Below are 17,980 nucleotides of genomic sequence, written 5' to 3' on the forward strand. Positions count from 1 at the left end.
CCATGAGACCCGGAGCCTCAAAAAATATCCGGCTTCCAGCTTTTATTTTGAGCGGCCTTTGTGTTTCCCGCCGTGATTGACGTCGCCAGGTGCCTCCCGCGACAGGTCAGCGCCGCTGACATGGGCCGGCACATGCACATCTTCATGCGTTGCAGGTTGCAGCGTCAAATCGACATTGTGCGGCGGCAATACCTGCGCCTGACGAAGGACGTTTGAACGCGTCCGTTTCTGCCGGCTCGGCTCCGGCTTTGCTTCTTTCGGTCTATGATGGATGGGATGGGGGCTCATGAGAGGTCCTCCTTGTCCGCTGCTCTCTATACGACAATCAATCCGCTTCTGGATCAGTCCTGCAACGGACATCGCCCTGCCCGCCTCAAGCCCAAACGCTCCTCTTTCCCGTTTGGTTCCGGAAATTCCTATCCTGGGGAATGCGGCAGCGTCGAACCGCCGCGCCTCTTGACGGGAACCGCAATTTCACTAACTAATGGTGGTATCTCCGCGCCTTCTGACATCGGCTGCGGATTGAACTTTGGTGCCGGGCCCCTCTGGCGAGAGTTTTAACGGCGCTCTCGCGATGTCGGTACCGCCTGCAGATGAGCCGGCGGATTTCTTTTCATGAATACTCTGACCATGCCTCGCCCGCATGCCCTGTCTGGCATGCGGCCATGCCTCGCGTCCGGATACATTTTTTCCGCTTTTGAGGAGGTGCGCCCATGACGTCCTCTTCCTCCAAATCCATGCTCGGCTATTTCGGCTGGGCCTTCATCGTCACCATCGCAGGTCTCATCCTGGGCGGAGTGCTCGGCTGGAACATGACCGGCACCTTCGGCGGCCTGGCAACGGCCTTTTTCATCTGCCTGGTGCTGGCCGTGCTGGAGATATCGCTCTCGTTCGACAACGCCATCGTCAATGCCAACAAGCTGAAAGAGATGACACCGGTCTGGCAGCATCGCTTCCTGACCTGGGGCATCGTCATCGCCGTTTTCGGCATGCGAATCGTCTTTCCGCTGGCGATCGTCGCCATTGCCGCCCATATCAATCCCTGGGAGGCGCTGAAGCTCGCGGCTGCCGAACCGGAGCAATATGCCGCGATCATGCATGACGCGCATCTGCCCATCGCCGCTTTCGGCGGCACCTTCCTGATGATGGTCGGCCTCACCTATTTCTTCGATCGCGAGAAGGATGTGCACTGGATCGCCTTTGTCGAGAAGGCGATGGCGCATTTCGCCACCATCAAGGGCATCGAAATCGCCTTCGTGCTGATCCTCGTCCTGGTCTTTTCCTCCCTGCTCGGTGGCGAGGATGCGACCACATTCCTCTATGCCTCCGTCTACGGTCTCCTGACCTTCCTTCTGGTCGAGGTCCTCAGTGGCTTTCTGGATGCCTCGCAAAAGACGATGAGCGCTGCCGCGAGGGGTGGCTTCGGAGCCTTCCTCTATCTGGAAATCCTCGACGCCAGCTTCTCATTCGACGGTGTCATCGGCGCTTTCGCACTCACCCAAAACCTCTTCATCATCGCTATCGGCCTCGGTATCGGCGCCATGTATGTGCGCTCGATGACGGTCATGCTTGTAGAAAAGGGCACGCTCGCCCACTATCGTTACCTCGAGCATGGCGCCTTCTACGCCATCCTGATTCTCTCGGTGATCATGTATGTGCAAACGCTCATACATATTCCCGAGGTCGTCACCGGCCTCGGCGGCGCGGCTTTGATCGGCGTCTCGCTCTGGTCGTCGATCCGCTACAACAAGCGCAACGGCACTAGGCATGATCCAGCCGATGAAGAGCCGCGCGACAGAGCCAAGGCCTGACAAGATGATTCCCTGGCGTTGCCGCATAGAAATCGCGGCAACGCCTACATCTTTCGGCGGAAAATCCCACAACACGTATCTGGTCTCTCAACCGAAGCATAACTTTGATTGTTAGAATTTCCTCACTAAGATCGAGGAATGTTCGGAGTTGATGGTAAATTCGCGCTGGTGTTTTCCTGAAAAATATCGCAATGGCGAAAGCCAGTTGTTTAAGGGACGCAGGTGGCGATCGCATATGTTGCAGATGTCCGCGAAGCGTTCTTCAGTAAAGTGTGTAGGAGAGAGGCAGATATGGCAGCCAAAATCGTCCCAGTGATCATGGCCGGCGGCAAGGGAACACGGTTGTGGCCGCTGTCGCGTGCCTCTGCGCCAAAGCAGTTCATCCAGTTCATCGGCGACAAGACGCTCTTTCAGAGCACGTTGACGCGCGTCTCCGATCCCGAACTTTACGAAGCCCCGATCGTCCTCACCAACGAAGAATTTCGCTTCCTCGTTGCCGAACAGGCGCGTGAACTCGGGCTGAAGCTGGCTGCAGTCCTGCTGGAGCCGGTTGCCCGCAACACGGCTGCCGCCGTTGCCGCCGCCGCCACGCTCGTCAGCGAACTTTTCGGCCAGGACGCCACGATGCACGTCCTCGGCTCCGATTACGAGATCGACGCCAACGGCACCTATTTCGATTGCGTTCGAACTGCCCGCGATACCGCGCTGGAAGGCAAGCTCGTGACCTTCGGCATTACACCGACCGAGCCGGCGACCGGCTACGGCTATATCGAGAGCGGCAAGGAGCTTTCGACCGGTGCGCATGCCGTCAAGCGTTTCGTCGAAAAGCCTGCCCTGGAAAAGGCGGAGGCGATGGTCGCCAGCGGCGGGTTCTACTGGAATTCCGGCATGTTCATGTTCTCCGCCGGCCAGCTTCTCGCCGAGATGCACGAATACGCACCGGAAGTCGAAAAGGCCGCCGCCAAGGCTATTGCCAAGTCGACGCGCGACCTCGATTTCACCCGCCTCGACGCAGAAGCCTTCGTCAAAAGCCCCGACATTTCCATTGACTACGCACTGATGGAAAAGACGGAGAATGCCGCCGTCGTTCCCTCGCCCTTCACCTGGTCGGATCTCGGAAGCTGGGATTCGGTCTGGAAGACCGGCAAGCGCGACGATAACGGCAACGTGGCTGCCGGCGACACGACGCTGATCAACACCAAGAACTCGCTCGTCATGACACATGGCGTTCATCTCGCCGTGCAGGGGATGGAAGACGTCGCCGTCATCGCCAGCGAAGACGCCGTCTATGTCGGCCATCTCAAGGACAGCCAGGAAGTCGGCAAGCTGGTCAAGCTGCTCGCCAGCCAGAAGACGACGGCCAAGCTCACCGAGACGCATCCGACGTCCTATCGCCCCTGGGGCGGTTATACCTCGGTGCTGAACGGCGAACGTTTCCAGGTGAAGCGCATCTTCGTTCTGCCCGGCAAGAAGCTGTCGCTGCAGAAGCATCATCACCGTTCGGAACACTGGATTGTCGTCAAGGGCACGGCGGAGGTGACGGTCGGCGAGCACGTGCAGATGCTGCGCGAAAACGAGTCGGTCTATATCCCGCTCGGCGAAGTGCACCGCCTTTCCAACCCCGGCAAGATCCTGCTGGAATTGATCGAAGTTCAGACGGGCTCCTATCTCGGCGAAGACGACATCATCCGCCTGGTCGATGAATTCGGCAGAAGCTGAGGTTTTCGACGGCACCGATTTCAAAGCGGCGGGTGAAACCCCGCCGCTTTTATTTTTGACACCCTATGGAAGGACCCTGATTGACTGCCGAGACGCCTTGCATTCTTCCGCTGCATTGCACACACTGCCGGTGGGAACAGCAAATGCCGCACAACGTTGCGAGCTAGGCAAAGAGAAAATATGGCGATCAAAGCAAGCATTTATCATCTCACCCATTATAAATACGACAACCCGGTCCGCCTCGGCCCTCAAATCATTCGCCTGAAACCCGCGCCACATTCCAAGACACGCGTCCTCAGTCATTCGCTGAAGGTGACGCCATCAAATCATTTCGTGAATTTGCAGCAGGACCCCTACGGCAATTATCTCGCCCGCTTCGTCTTTCCCGATCCGGTGACCGAGTTGAAGATCGAGGTCGATCTCGTTGCCGATATGACGGTCTACAATCCCTTCGACTTCTTCGTCGAAGAGGAAGCGACTAAGTGGCCTTTCGACTATCCCGAGACCATCAGCGAAGATCTGTCGATCTACATGAAGCCGGAGGAGCCGGGGCCGCGCCTTGCCGCTTTCCTTTCAACCCTCGACCGCTCCGAACAGCGCACCGTCGACATGATCGTCGGCCTCAATGCGCGGCTGCAGCATGAAATCGGCTACGTCATCCGCCTGGAAACCGGCGTACAAACGCCGGAAGAGACGCTGGAAAAGGCAAAGGGCTCCTGTCGCGATACGAGCTGGCTGCTCGTCCAGATTCTCCGCCATCTCGGCCTCGCCGCACGCTTCGTTTCCGGCTATCTCATTCAGCTCACGCCGGATCTGAAGGCGCTCGATGGGCCCTCGGGTACGGAACACGACTTTACCGACCTGCATGCCTGGGCGGAGGTCTATCTTCCCGGCGCCGGCTGGGTGGGTCTCGACCCGACCTCAGGCCTGCTGACCGGCGAGAGCCATATTCCGCTCGCCGCCACACCGCATTACCGCAACGCGGCACCGATCTCCGGCGGTTATTTCGGTGAGGCCAAGACCGAATTCGATTTCGACATGACGGTTGCCCGCGTTGCCGAGCATCCGCGCATCACCAAGCCCTTCTCCGATGAAAGCTGGGAAGCTCTGAACGCGCTCGGCGAAAAGGTCGACACCATCCTCAGGCAAGACGATGTGCGCCTGACCATGGGCGGCGAGCCGACCTTCGTCTCGATCGACGACTTCCAGTCCGATGAATGGAACACAGCCGCGGTCGGCCCGACCAAGCGCGAAAAGGCCGATAATCTGATCCGCCGCCTGCGCGAGCGCTTCGCGCCGAACGGCTTCCTGCATTACGGCCAGGGCAAATGGTATCCCGGCGAAAGTCTGCCGCGCTGGACCTTCTCGCTCTACTGGCGGCGCGACGGCCTGCCGATCTGGTCGAACCCCGACCTGATCGCCAACGAGGGCCGCAACTACAGCGTTACCGAGGACGATGCCGGTCGCCTCCTGACGGCGATCGCCGGCGAGCTCGATATCGAGCCCGACTACGTGGCGCCGGCTTTCGAAGACCCGGCCGAATGGCTGGTCAAGGAAGCGAACCTGCCCGACAATGTCGACCCGTCCAACTCGAAGCTGAAGGATCCGGAGGAACGCTCGCGCATGGCCCGCGTCTTCGAGCGCGGGCTGACGCGACCGACGGGCTATATTCTGCCGATACAGGCCTGGAATGCGCGCGCCAGCGGCCGTCGCTGGGTCAGTGAGAAATGGCGCACCCGCCGCGGCCGCATCTTCCTTATGCCCGGCGACAGCCCGGTCGGCTATCGCCTGCCGCTGAATTCGCTCGGCTGGATACCGGCATCGCAATATCCCTACATCAACCCGATGGACCCGACGATCCCGCGCGAGGCACTGCCGGATTACGGTCAGGACAAGGGCCGGCCGCTGCAAGCCGCCCATTTCCAGCCCTTTGCCGGCCAGCAGCCGACCATGCCGCAATCGATCGACGAGATCGGCGGCTATGTCCGCACCGCGATCTCGGTCGAGCGGCGCGACGGGCGCCTCTGCATCTTCATGCCGCCGACGGTCAGCGTCGAGGATTACCTCGACCTCGTCGCCTCCGCCGAACGCGCGGCCGCGGCCCTGAACCTGCCTGTTCACATCGAAGGCTATCCGCCACCCCAGGACGAGCGCATCAACGTGATCCGCGTCGCTCCCGATCCCGGCGTGATCGAAGTCAACATTCATCCGGCTTCGAGCTGGCAGGAATGTGTCGATATCACCACCGCGGTCTATGAAGAGGCCCGGCAAACGCGCCTCGGCACCGACAAATTCATGATCGACGGCCGCCACACCGGCACCGGCGGCGGCAACCACGTCGTCGTCGGCGGCGCCAATCCGAACGACAGCCCGTTCCTGCGCCGGCCGGACCTTTTGAAGAGCCTGGTGCTGCATTGGCAACGCCACCCCTCGCTCTCCTATCTGTTCTCCGGCCTGTTCATCGGCCCAACCAGCCAGGCGCCGCGCATCGACGAGGCACGTCACGACAGCCTCTACGAACTGGAGATCGCGCTGGCGCAGGTGCCGGCACCCGGTCGCGGCATCCCGCCGCTGCCCTGGCTCGTCGACCGCCTGTTCCGCAACCTTCTGACCGACGTCAGCGGCAACACGCACCGCTCGGAAATCTGCATCGACAAGCTGTTTTCCCCGGATGGACCGACCGGCCGCCTTGGCCTGGTGGAACTCCGTGGCTTCGAAATGCCGCCGAACGCCCGCATGAGCCTTGCCCAGCAATTGCTGGTCCGCGCCCTCATCGCCCGTTTCTGGCGCAATCCGATCGACGGCAAGTTCGTCCGCTGGGGAACAGCGCTGCACGACCGCTTCATGCTGCCGCATCATATCTGGCAGGATTTCCTCGATGTGCTGACGGATCTTCGGGAAAACGGCTTCGACCTTCGTCCCGAATGGTTCCAGGCGCAGCTCGAATTCCGTTTCCCCTTCTGCGGCGAAGTCGAATACGAAGGCAGCAAGCTGGAACTGCGCCAGGCCTTGGAGCCCTGGCATGTCATGGGTGAGGAAGGCGCGATCGGCGGCACCGTCCGTTATGTCGATTCGTCGGTGGAGCGGCTGCAGGTGCGGTTCGAAACCAACAATCCCTCGCGTTATGTCGTCGCCTGCAACGGCCGCGCCGTGCCGCTGACGCCCACGGGCGCCTCGGGCGTTTCCATCGCCGGCGTCCGTTATAAGGCCTGGCATCCGGCCTCGGGCCTGCACCCGGTTCTGCCGATCGATACACCTCTGACCTTCGACATTTATGATACATGGTCGAAGCGTTCGATCGGCGGCTGTATCTATCATGTTGCCCATCCCGGCGGCCGGAACTATGACACCTTCCCTGTCAATGGCAATGAGGCCGAAGCGCGGCGTTTGGCGCGATTCGAACCTTGGGGACATACGGCGGGCGGTTATAATCTGCGCACAGAATCAGTGTCGGGAGAATTTCCGCTGACGCTCGATCTGAGGCGGCCGATAGGAGTTTGAAACGGGCATACGCATGGTGGGGAAGAAACCAGCGACGGAACGGCGGGACGAGGTAAGGGCTGGCATCGGCAACTATCCGGCATTTGCCTATTCCGCCATGCCCGGCGTCGCCGACGAAATGGTCGACAATACCGGAGCGGTACGGCCGGTCTGGCAAAATCTGCTGGCCGCGCTCGCGCGCATGCCGGAAAAGGAGCTCCTGGAGCGTTTCGCCCGCGCCGACCGCTATCTGCGCGACGCTGGCGTTTTCTACCGCGCCTATGGAGCGACAGGCGTCAGCGAACGCAACTGGCCGATTTCGCACATTCCCGTTCTGATCGACGAGCGCGAATGGCAGACGCTGTCGGCCGGCCTGCAGCAACGCGCCGATCTGCTGGAGGAGGTCATCGCCGATATCTATGGCGATAACCGGCTGGTCAACGAAGGCTTGCTGCCGCCGGCGCTGATCGCCGCCAACCCGGAATTCTTGCGGCCGCTCGCCGGTGTCAAACCCGCGAACGGGCACTATCTCCACTTCCTGGCCTTCGAGATCGGCCGTGGTCCGGACGGCAATTGGTGGGTGCTGGCCGACCGTGCCCAGGCTCCGTCGGGTGCCGGTTTCGCGCTGGAGACCCGCGTCGCCACCACGCGCGCTTTCTCCGATATCTATGCAGAGACAAAAGTGCATCGTCTCGCATCCTTCTTCGGCGCCTTCCGCGACGCGTTGCAGGGTGCAAAGCGCGGCACGACCGATCGCATCGCTGTCCTGACGCCGGGCCCCGCCAACGAGACCTACTACGAACACGCCTATATTGCCCGCTACCTCGGCTTCATGCTGCTCGAAGGCGAGGACATTACCGTCGTCAACGATCAACTGATGGTGCGTACCGTCGCGGGCTTGAGGCCGATCAGCGTGCTCTGGCGGCGCCTCGATGCATCCTATGCGGACCCGCTGGAGCTCAATCAGCAATCCCATATCGGCACGCCCGGCATGATCGAGGCGCTGAGGGCGCAAACCGTCACCATCGTCAACGCGCTCGGTTCGGGCATTCTGGAAACCCGCGCCCTGCTCGCCTTCATGCCCACCATCTGCCGGCATCTGCGTGGCGAGGACCTGAAGCTGCCGTCGATCGCTACCTGGTGGTGCGGACAGAAGACCGAGCGCGAACATGTCGCCGCACATATCGAAAAAATGGTGATCGGCCCGGCCTATTCCTGCATGCCCTTCTTCGACGACAATGGCCAGTCAGTGCTAGGCTCGACGCTGCGCACCACCGCCAAGGAATCGATTACCGACTGGCTGCGGACGGACGGCCACAAGCTGGTTGGCCAGGAGGTCGTCACCCTCTCGACGACTCCTGCCTGGGTAAACGGCAAACTGCTGCCGCGGCCGATGAGCCTGCGCGTCTTTGCCGCCCGCACCGAAAACGGCTGGCAGATCATGCCGGGCGGCTTTGCCCGCATCGGCAGCGGCGACGATGTTGCCGCCATCGCCATGCAGTCCGGCGGCTCGGCAGCCGATGTCTGGATCGTCTCCGACAAGCCGGTGGAGCGCCACACGCTGTTGCCGGCCGAAGAGACCTTCACCCGCAACATGCCCGGCAGCCTGCCGAGCCGCGCCGCTGACAACCTCTTCTGGCTCGGCCGCTATATCGAACGCGCCGAAGGGGCCTTGCGCATCCTGCGCGCCTGGCACGGCCGCTTTGCCGAAGCCGCCGACCCCACTCAGCCGCTGCTTGCCGCTGTCAGCGCCTATCTAGCGGCCGTCGATATCGATACCAAGGAAGCCGTGCCGGAAAGCCTGCTGCGCAATATCGATAGCGCCGTCTATTCGGCCAGCAACATCCGCGACCGCTTCTCGCCGGACGGCTGGCTGGCGCTGAACGATCTCGCCAAGACCGCCCGTCGCTTCAAGGAAAAGGTCAAATCCGGCGACGACGCCAGTCACGCGATGACGATCCTCCTGCGTAAGCTCGCGGGCTTTGCCGGTCTCGTGCATGAAAACATGTATCGTTTCACTGGCTGGCGCTTCCTGTCGCTCGGCCGTTATATCGAGCGCGGACTGCATATGACGCGCCTGCTCGGCTACATGTCCGGCCCGGAGGCGCCCGACGGCGCGCTCGACATGCTGCTCGAAATCGGCGACAGCGTGATGACCCATCGCCGCCGCTACAACGTCAATACCGCTCGGTTGACGGTGACCGATCTGCTGGCGCTCGATCCACTCAACCCGCGCTCGATTCTCTTCCAGATGAACGAAATCCATCGGGAAGTGGAGCAATTGCCGAACGCCTTCGTCAACGGCCAGATGTCGCCCTTCTACCGCGAAGCCATGCGGCTGCATTCGGGCCTGGCCGTTATGACGCCGGAGGCCATGAACGACGAGGTCTACAAAAAGCTGGAACGGGAGCTGGAGCATCTCTCCGATCTCCTGGCCCAGACCTATCTCGGATGATGTGATGCTTTACGACCTCTCGCTGCACATGGGCTATATCTACGACGTGCCGGCCAGCGGCGCGCGTCATATCGTGCGCGTGCTGCCGCTGTCGCTCGCCAACCGCCAGCGCTTGATTGCCGGCTCGCTGAAAGTCACGCCCCATCCGGACGAGCAGTCGAACTTCACCGATTTTTTCCAGCATCCAGCGACTTCGATCCTGGTGCGCAACCCCCATGAAAAGCTCGACATCCGCATGCAGGCGCGGGTGCAGGTCGAGAGCCAGCCGGTCTCCGCCGACTTCTCGCCCGTACTTGCCAAACTGCCGGATGAAATCAGCGACTGCTGGTCGATCGAGCCATCCTCGCCGCATCATTTCATCGGCACAAGCCCGCGTCTGCCGGAGACGACGGAGATCGCCGACTATGCCCGGCAATGGGCGACGACCAATCTGACGGTGATGCAGATCGCCCACGCCGTCTGCGCCCAGATCCACAAGGATTTCCTCTACGACCCCAAGGCGACGACGGTCGACACCGCGCCGAAAGAGGCATTCCGCCTGAAACGCGGCGTCTGCCAGGATTTCGCGCATGTCATGATCATCGCGTTGCGTAGCCTCGGCATTCCGGCCGGCTATGTCAGCGGCTTCCTGCGCACCATCCCGCCGCCCGGCAAGGAGCGGCTGGAAGGCGCCGACGCCATGCATGCCTGGGTGCGCATCTGGTGCGGTGAAACGGCGGGCTGGATCGAGCTCGATCCAACCAACAATATCCCTGCCGGAACCGACCATATCGTCGTCGCCTACGGCCGCGACTATTCCGACGTCGCCCCCGTCATCGGTGTGCTGAAGAGCTATGGGACCCAGAAGACGGTGCAGGCCGTCGACGTCATTCCATTAAAGCAGTAGTTTCGAATACAACCCTAAATCGGAAATATTCGCGTCATTTGCTAAAAGTCGAATGATCATCTCAACGCCGTCCTTAGAGTTTTCGCCGATAGTCGCGGTTCTGGGGCATATACTTTTTGGGCGGACGTGATGATCACTTGTTCGAGCAAATTCCGTGGCATTCAACATCTTTTGCGCGATCGCGCCGGCAATTTCGGCATATTGACCGCGCTAGCCATTCCCGTCCTCGCGGCCGCGGCTGGCGTTGCGGTCGATGTTTCCAATATGGCTGTAACGGACAGCCAACTGCAGGAAGCGACCGATGCGGCGGCCCTTGCCACGGCAACGGCACTTGCCAATGGCAGTGCGACGACATCCAACGCCCAGCAACTGGCCGCTGACTTCGTGACCGGGCAGATGTCGAATTATCTTGCCGGCGATGCGAGTGCCACCAGCGCACTCAGGGCCGGCACGACCGCAACGGTGACGAAAACGACCGATTCGTCAGGCAATGCCAGCTATTCCGTCGTTGTGAACGCGTCCTATGCGATGCCGGTGAACGGCATGACCCGCATGCTAGGCCTCACCACGATGAATGTCGGCGCATCGAGCACGTCGGTCAGTGGCAACAATACATCCACGCAAAAGAATCCGCTGTCCATGTATTTCGTTCTCGACCGTTCCGGCTCGATGGACGAACCAACGGACACGGTCAACACCGAGCAGCCGACGACGACGTACACATACGCCTGCACGACGACCAACTCGAAAGGCAAGACCGTCAATAGTACCTGCACGGGTACGCAAACCAATTATTACACCAAGCTTCAATCGCTGAAGATCGCTACAGCGAACTTGGCGGCACAATTGAACACGGCCGACCCCAACAGCATGTATGTTCGCACCGGCGCCGACTCCTACAATTCCAGCGCCCAGACGCCGACGGCGCTCGCCTGGGGTACCAGCGGCGTCACCAGCTACGTCAACAACCTGACAGCAAGCGGCACGACAAACTCGGCGCCTGCATTCACGGCTGCAGTGACCGCCCTCACGATGGCATCCACGACGCCGGGGCTCACGAACGAACAGTTGCAGCATAAGAACAAGAACGGCTCAACGAACCCGAGCACCTATATCGTCTTCATGACCGACGGCGACAACAACGTGGCAAGCGCCGACGCAAACACCAAGATCCAGTGCGATGCGGCACGCACTGCCGGCATCCATGTCTACACGATCGCCTTCATGGCGCCCGCAAACGGCCAGGCTCTGCTGAAGTACTGCGCAACGTCGGCCTCCGACTACTTCACGCCGCAGAATGCAGCAGACCTGTTCAGCGCCTTTTCGTCGATTGCAACGCAGGCGTCAAAGAAAATGACGCTCCTGACCAAATAACAACCGGAGCGCGACGCACCGGAAACTATGAATAGATCGTAAAAACGAAAGCCGCTCCAGAATAATCCGGGGCGGCTTTCGCGCGTTAGCTAATCCGGCGATAAGAGCCGGAAAAACAATCGGAATCAAGTCTTTTTAGCGCTTTGAGAGCATTTGCCCGGTATTTTCGCATCTGCCGAATTCACTTGTTGCAACGGCTTTACATCGGTGCATAAACTGCTAGGTAAAGGCGATGGCAATTTGATTTATCAGGCGTAACGCCCTGAATATAAATCACAAATGGCGAGACTTGATAGTATGAATAACTTGACCAAGGCCAATCTCCCCGTTCCTGCTCCGCGCAGTTCCCACCCCGAAATCCTTGCGGAAGAAATCATCGAGCGCCTGACCTATCGCATCGGCAAGGATGCAAAAGTGGCCAAGCCGCACGATTGGTTGACGGCGACGATCCTTGTCATTCGCGACCGTGTCATCGACAAATGGATGGAATCGACCCGCAAGGTGTACGAGACCGGTGCCAAGCGCGTCTACTATCTATCCCTCGAATTCCTCATTGGCCGCCTGATGCGCGACGCTGTGTCGAACCTCGGCCTGATGGAGGAGATCACCAATGCGCTCTCCTCGCTCGGCGTCGACATCCGCGTCATCGCCGGCCTTGAGCCGGACGCAGCGCTCGGCAATGGCGGCCTTGGCCGTCTCGCCGCCTGCTTCATGGAATCTATGGCGACCGTCGATGTGCCGGCCTATGGCTACGGCATTCGCTACGTCCACGGCCTGTTCCGCCAGCAGATGGCCGACGGCTGGCAGGTGGAACTGCCGGAAACCTGGCTTGCCCACGGCAATCCATGGGAATTCGAGCGTCAGGAAAGCGCCTATGAAATCGGTTTCGGCGGCGCCGTCGAATTCGTCAGCGGCCATGACGACCAGCCGCGCTATGTCTGGAAGCCGGCCGAACGCGTCATCGCCGCCGCCTTCGATACGCCCGTCGTCGGTTGGCGCGCCAAGCGCGTCAACACACTGCGCCTCTGGTCGGCACAGCCGATCGACCCGATCCTGCTCGACGCCTTCAATGCCGGCGACCATATCGGCGCGCTCCGCGAAAGCAACAAGGCGGAAAGCCTGACCCGCGTTCTCTACCCCGCCGACGCGACGCCCGCCGGCCAGGAACTGCGTCTGCGCCAGGAATTCTTCTTCTCGTCGGCCTCGCTGCAGGACATCCTGCGCCGCCATCTGCAGCAGTATGACGATCTCACCAATCTCGCCGACAAGGTCGCGATCCAACTGAACGACACCCATCCGGCCGTTTCCGTCGCCGAAATGATGCGCCTTCTGGTCGATGTTCACGGCATGGAGTTCGACGCAGCCTGGGATATCACCCGCAACACCTTCGGCTACACCAACCACACGCTTCTTCCGGAAGCGCTTGAAAGCTGGCCGGTGCCGCTGTTCGAACGGCTGCTGCCCCGCCACATGCAGATCGTCTATGCGATCAATGCCAAGATCCTGGTCGAAGCCCGCAAGGCCCGCAATTTCAGCGACGCAGAAATCCGCTCGATCTCGCTGATCGATGAAAATGGCGACCGCCGCCTGCGCATGGGCAATCTCGCTTTCGTCGGCTCGCACTCGATCAATGGCGTCTCGGCGCTTCACACCGACCTGATGAAGGTCACGGTCTTCTCTGATCTCCACAAGCTTTACCCGGATCGCATCAACAACAAGACCAACGGCATCACGCCACGCCGCTGGCTGATGCAATGCAATCCGGGCCTGACCAACCTCGTGCGCGAAACCATCGGCGACGCGTTCCTCGACGATGCGGAAAAGCTGAAGCCGCTCGACCAATTCGCCCGCGACAGCGCCTTCCAAGAGAAGTTCGCCGCCGTCAAACGCGCCAACAAGGTGCAGCTTTCCAATCTCGTCGCCAGCCGCATGGGCATCAAGCTCGACCCCAACGCGATGTTCGACATCCAGATCAAGCGCATCCATGAATACAAGCGCCAGCTTCTGAACATCATCGAAGCCATCGCGCTTTATGATCAGATCCGCTCGCACCCGGAACTGGACTGGCAGCCGCGCGTAAAGCTGTTCGCCGGCAAGGCGGCGCCGAGCTATCACAACGCCAAGCTGATCATCAAGCTGATCAACGATGTCGCCCGCGTCATCAACCACGACCCTTCGGTGCGTGGCCTGCTGAAGGTCGTCTTCGTGCCGAACTACAACGTTTCGCTCGCCGAGGTTATGGTTCCTGCTGCGGACCTTTCCGAGCAGATTTCGACCGCCGGCATGGAGGCATCCGGCACCGGCAATATGAAATTCGGCCTCAACGGCGCCTTGACCATCGGCACGCTGGACGGCGCCAACGTCGAAATGCGCGACAATGTCGGTGAAGACAACATCGTGATCTTCGGCCTGAAAGCCGACGAGGTCGCCAATCTGCGCAGCGACGGCCACGATCCCCGCGCCGTCATCGAACGTTCGCGCGAATTGGCGCAGGCCCTTTCGGCCATCGCGTCTGGTGTCTTCTCCCCGGACGACCGCAGCCGTTATGCCGGCCTGATCGACGGCATCTACGCCCATGACTGGTTCATGGTCGCAGCCGATTTCGACGCCTACGCCGCCGCTCAGCGCCAGGTCGACACCCTCTGGGCCAATCCCTCCGAGTGGTACGCGAAGACGATCAACAACACCGCTCGGATGGGCTGGTTCTCCTCCGATCGCACGATCCGCCAATACGCCAAGGAAATCTGGAGAGCCGGATGAAAAAGCCGAAAAGACCCGCTGACGGCACCGCCTTGAGGGACATTTCGGCAGACGAGATTGCTGCAATTCTCGCAGGCACACATTCCGATCCATTCGCCGTCCTCGGCGTCCATCGGACGGATAATGGGTTCATCGCCCGTTGCTTCATTCTCGGCGCAGAAGCCGTCACCGCCACGGCGTTGGACGGCTCCGTCATCGGCGAGCTGGATCGTCTCGATCCAGCCGGGTTCTTTTCCGGTAATATCACGGTCACCAAGCAGCAGCCGGTGCGCTATCGCGCCCGGCGCGGCGATTCCGAATGGGCGGTGACCGATCCCTACAGCTTCGGCCCGGTTCTCGGTCCGATGGACGATTACTTCGTCCGCGAGGGTACCCATCTGCGTTTGTTCGACAAGATGGGCGCTCACCTCTTGAAGCACGAAGGCGTACAGGGCTTTCACTTTGCCGTCTGGGCGCCGAATGCGCAGCGCGTTTCTGTGGTTGGCGACTTCAACAATTGGGACGGCCGCCGGCATGTCATGCGCTTTCGCTCGGACTCCGGCATCTGGGAAATCTTCGCGCCAGACGTTCCAGCCGGCGTCGCCTACAAGTTCGAAATCCGCGGCCATGACGGCGTGCTCCTGCCGTTGAAGGCCGATCCCTTCGCCCGTCGCAGCGAACTCCGGCCGAAGACCGCTTCGGTCACCGCCACCGAAATGACCCAGGTCTGGGAAGACGAGGCCCATCTCGAACATTGGGCCAGTGTCGATAAGCGCCGCCAGCCGATCTCGATCTACGAGGTGCATGCCGCCTCATGGCAGCGCCGCGACGATGGTTCCATGCTCTCCTGGGACGAGCTTGCCTCGCGCCTCATTCCCTATTGCGTCGACATGGGCTTCACCCATATCGAATTCCTGCCGATCACCGAACATCCTTACGATCCGTCCTGGGGCTATCAGACCACCGGCCTCTATGCACCGACGGCCCGTTTCGGCGAACCGGAAGGCTTGGCGCGCTTCGTCAACGGCTGTCACAAGGTCGGCATCGGCGTCATTCTCGATTGGGTGCCGGCGCATTTCCCGACCGACGAACACGGCCTCGGCTGGTTCGACGGTACCGCGCTCTACGAGCATGAAGATCCGCGCAAGGGCTTCCATCCCGACTGGAACACGGCGATCTACAATTTCGGTCGCACCGAAGTTCTCGCCTACCTGCAGAACAATGCGCTCTATTGGGCCGAGAAATTTCATCTCGACGGCGTGCGCGTCGACGCCGTCGCCTCGATGCTCTACCTCGACTATTCCCGCAAGCACGGCGAATGGATCCCGAACGAATATGGCGGCAACGAGAACCTGGAAGCGGTTCGCTTCCTGCAATCGATGAACACCAGGCTTTATGGTTCGCACCCGGGCGTGATGACCATCGCGGAGGAATCGACCTCCTGGCCGAAAGTCTCGCAGCCGGTCCACGAAGGCGGCCTTGGCTTCGGCTTCAAGTGGAATATGGGCTTCATGCACGACACGCTGAGCTATCTCGCCCGCGAGCCCGTGCATCGCAGATATCACCACAACGAACTGACCTTCGGCCTGATCTATGCTTTCTCGGAAAATTTCGTTCTGCCGCTCTCCCATGACGAAGTGGTGCACGGAAAAGGTTCGCTGATTGCCAAGATGGCGGGTGACGATTGGCAGAAATTTGCCAACCTGCGCGCCTATTACGCTTTCATGTGGGGCTATCCGGGCAAGAAGCTGTTGTTCATGGGCCAGGAATTCGCGCAATGGAGCGAGTGGAGCGAAGCCCGTGCGCTGGATTGGAACCTTCTGCAGTACCGCATGCATGAAGGCATGCGACGCCTGGTGCGTGATCTCAACTTCACCTATCGCAGCAAAGCAGCGCTGCATGCCCGGGACTGCGAGGGCGAAGGTTTCGAGTGGTTGATCGTCGATGACTTTGAGAATTCGGTCTTTGCCTGGCTGCGCAAGGCGCCGGGCGAAAAGCCGGTCGCGGTCATCACCAATTTCACGCCGGTCTACCGCGAGAATTACACTTTGCGCCTCCCGGCTGAGGGGCGGTGGCGCGAAATATTGAACACCGATGCCGATATTTACGGTGGCAGCGGCAAGGGCAATGGCGGGCGCGTGCAGGCCGTCAGTGCGGGCGGAGGCATACAAGCGACGATAACGCTACCTCCCCTGGCGACGATCATGCTTGAACCGGAATCTTGAGATCATCACAGACAGGGAGGACTGAAATGGTAGAAAAACGTATCCAGCCACTGGCCCGCGACGCCATGGCCTACGTTCTTGCCGGTGGCCGGGGCAGCCGCCTGAAAGAGCTGACCGACCGCCGCGCCAAACCTGCCGTCTACTTCGGCGGCAAGGCTCGCATCATTGATTTCGCGCTGTCCAACGCGCTGAACTCCGGTATCCGTCGCATCGGCGTCGCCACCCAATACAAGGCGCACTCCCTTATTCGCCACCTGCAGCGCGGCTGGAACTTCCTGCGTCCAGAGCGCAACGAAAGCTTCGACATCCTGCCAGCCAGCCAGCGCGTTTCCGAAACGCAGTGGTACGAAGGCACGGCCGACGCCGTCTATCAGAACATCGACATCATCGAGCCCTATGGTCCTGAATACATGGTCATCCTTGCCGGCGACCATATTTACAAGATGGACTATGAGTGGATGCTGCAGCAGCACGTCGATTCCGGCGCCGATGTCACCATCGGCTGCCTCGAAGTGCCGCGCATGGATGCCGTCGGCTTCGGCGTCATGCATGTCGACGAGAAGGACCGGATCATCGACTTCGTCGAGAAGCCGGCGGACCCGCCGGGCATTCCCGGCAATCCCGATTTCGCGCTGGCGTCGATGGGCATCTACGTCTTCCACACGAAGTTCCTGATCGAGTGCCTGCGCCGCGATGCTGCCGATCCGAATTCCAGCCGCGACTTCGGCAAGGATATCATCCCCTACATCGTCAAGAACGGCAAAGCCGTCGCCCATCGCTTCACGCAGTCCTGCGTGCGCTCCGATTTCGAGCGCGAAGCCTATTGGCGCGATGTCGGTACGGTCGACGCCTACTGGCAGGCCAATATCGACCTCACCGCCGTGGTGCCGGAACTCGACATCTACGACAAGTCCTGGCCGATCTGGACCTATGCCGAAATCACCCCGCCGGCCAAGTTCGTCCATGACGACGAGGACCGCCGCGGTTCGGCCGTCTCCTCCGTCGTTGCCGGCGACTGCATCATCTCCGGCGCAAGCCTGTCGAACAGCCTGCTGTTTACCGGCGTGCGCGCCAACTCCTATTCCAAGCTGGAAGGGGCCGTCGTGCTGCCGAGCGTCAAGATCGGCCGTCGCGCCCAGCTAAAGAATGTCGTCATCGACCATGGCGTCACCATTCCGGAAGGCCTGGTGGTCGGCGAAGATCCGGAACTGGACGGCAAACGCTTCCGCCGCACGGAAAGTGGTATCTGCCTGATCACCCAGACGATGATCGACAAGCTGGATATCTGACA

General features: G+C 60.7%; 10 protein-coding genes. 9 read left to right on the forward strand and 1 reads right to left on the reverse strand.

Annotation, left to right across the window (positions count from 1 at the left end; genetic code table 11):
• Positions 1-42: 42 nt before the first annotated feature.
• Positions 43-288, reverse strand: coding sequence for a hypothetical protein (locus tag QA648_RS13175; RefSeq protein ID WP_283047383.1), 246 nt, complete (start codon positions 286-288; stop codon positions 43-45).
• A gap of 425 nt (positions 289-713) precedes the next feature.
• Between QA648_RS13175 and QA648_RS13180 the strand changes: the two genes are divergently transcribed.
• The 9 genes from QA648_RS13180 to glgC all read left to right on the forward strand — a co-directional run bounded on the left by QA648_RS13180 (position 714) and on the right by glgC (position 17,978).
• Positions 714-1,811, forward strand: coding sequence for a DUF475 domain-containing protein (locus QA648_RS13180; protein WP_283047384.1), 1,098 nt, complete (start codon positions 714-716; stop codon positions 1,809-1,811).
• Positions 1,812-2,102: 291 nt separating this feature from the next.
• Entirely contained in the window at positions 2,103-3,530 is a 1,428-nt protein-coding gene (locus tag QA648_RS13185) for a mannose-1-phosphate guanylyltransferase/mannose-6-phosphate isomerase (protein WP_104824275.1), read from the forward strand.
• A gap of 180 nt (positions 3,531-3,710) precedes the next feature.
• Positions 3,711-7,031: a transglutaminase family protein gene (locus tag QA648_RS13190; protein WP_283047386.1), complete on the forward strand. Its 3,321-nt coding sequence runs from the start codon at positions 3,711-3,713 to the stop codon at positions 7,029-7,031.
• Positions 7,032-7,047: 16 nt separating this feature from the next.
• Entirely contained in the window at positions 7,048-9,465 is a 2,418-nt protein-coding gene (locus QA648_RS13195; protein WP_283051332.1) for a circularly permuted type 2 ATP-grasp protein, read from the forward strand.
• A 4-nt stretch (positions 9,466-9,469) separates the two neighbouring features.
• Positions 9,470-10,351, forward strand: a complete 882-nt coding sequence (locus tag QA648_RS13200) for a transglutaminase family protein (RefSeq protein ID WP_104824277.1) — start codon at positions 9,470-9,472, stop codon at positions 10,349-10,351.
• A gap of 129 nt (positions 10,352-10,480) precedes the next feature.
• Positions 10,481-11,725 carry a pilus assembly protein TadG-related protein gene (locus QA648_RS13205; RefSeq protein ID WP_283047388.1) on the forward strand — a complete coding sequence of 415 codons (1,245 nt, stop codon included), beginning with the start codon at positions 10,481-10,483 and terminating at the stop codon, positions 11,723-11,725.
• A 297-nt stretch (positions 11,726-12,022) separates the two neighbouring features.
• Positions 12,023-14,485 (forward strand): glycogen/starch/alpha-glucan phosphorylase, encoded by a 2,463-nt coding sequence (locus QA648_RS13210; RefSeq protein WP_104824279.1) that lies wholly within the window; start codon positions 12,023-12,025, stop codon positions 14,483-14,485.
• Positions 14,482-16,689, forward strand: a complete 2,208-nt coding sequence (gene glgB, locus QA648_RS13215; RefSeq protein ID WP_104824280.1) for a 1,4-alpha-glucan branching protein GlgB — start codon at positions 14,482-14,484, stop codon at positions 16,687-16,689. Before QA648_RS13210 ends, glgB begins: the two co-directional genes overlap by 4 nt.
• 26 nt (positions 16,690-16,715) lie before the next feature.
• Positions 16,716-17,978, forward strand: a complete 1,263-nt coding sequence (gene glgC, locus QA648_RS13220) for a glucose-1-phosphate adenylyltransferase (RefSeq protein ID WP_104824281.1) — start codon at positions 16,716-16,718, stop codon at positions 17,976-17,978.
• The last annotated feature ends 2 nt before the right edge of the window (positions 17,979-17,980 follow it).

This window comes from Rhizobium sp. CB3171 (genome assembly GCF_029714265.1).
Classification (GTDB): Bacteria; Pseudomonadota; Alphaproteobacteria; order Rhizobiales; family Rhizobiaceae; genus Rhizobium.

Excerpts from the sequence above, each read along its gene's own strand:
- QA648_RS13175 (WP_283047383.1), bottom strand. The coding sequence starts at position 288 with ATGAGCCCCCATCCCATCCATCATAGACCGAAAGAAGCAAAGCCGGAG.
- QA648_RS13180 (WP_283047384.1), top strand. The coding sequence starts at position 714 with ATGACGTCCTCTTCCTCCAAATCCATGCTCGGCTATTTCGGCTGGGCC.
- QA648_RS13185 (WP_104824275.1), top strand. The coding sequence starts at position 2,103 with ATGGCAGCCAAAATCGTCCCAGTGATCATGGCCGGCGGCAAGGGAACA.
- QA648_RS13190 (WP_283047386.1), top strand. The coding sequence starts at position 3,711 with ATGGCGATCAAAGCAAGCATTTATCATCTCACCCATTATAAATACGAC.
- QA648_RS13200 (WP_104824277.1), top strand. The coding sequence starts at position 9,470 with ATGCTTTACGACCTCTCGCTGCACATGGGCTATATCTACGACGTGCCG.
- QA648_RS13205 (WP_283047388.1), top strand. The coding sequence starts at position 10,481 with ATGATCACTTGTTCGAGCAAATTCCGTGGCATTCAACATCTTTTGCGC.
- QA648_RS13210 (WP_104824279.1), top strand. The coding sequence starts at position 12,023 with ATGAATAACTTGACCAAGGCCAATCTCCCCGTTCCTGCTCCGCGCAGT.
- glgB (WP_104824280.1), top strand. The coding sequence starts at position 14,482 with ATGAAAAAGCCGAAAAGACCCGCTGACGGCACCGCCTTGAGGGACATT.
- glgC (WP_104824281.1), top strand. The coding sequence starts at position 16,716 with ATGGTAGAAAAACGTATCCAGCCACTGGCCCGCGACGCCATGGCCTAC.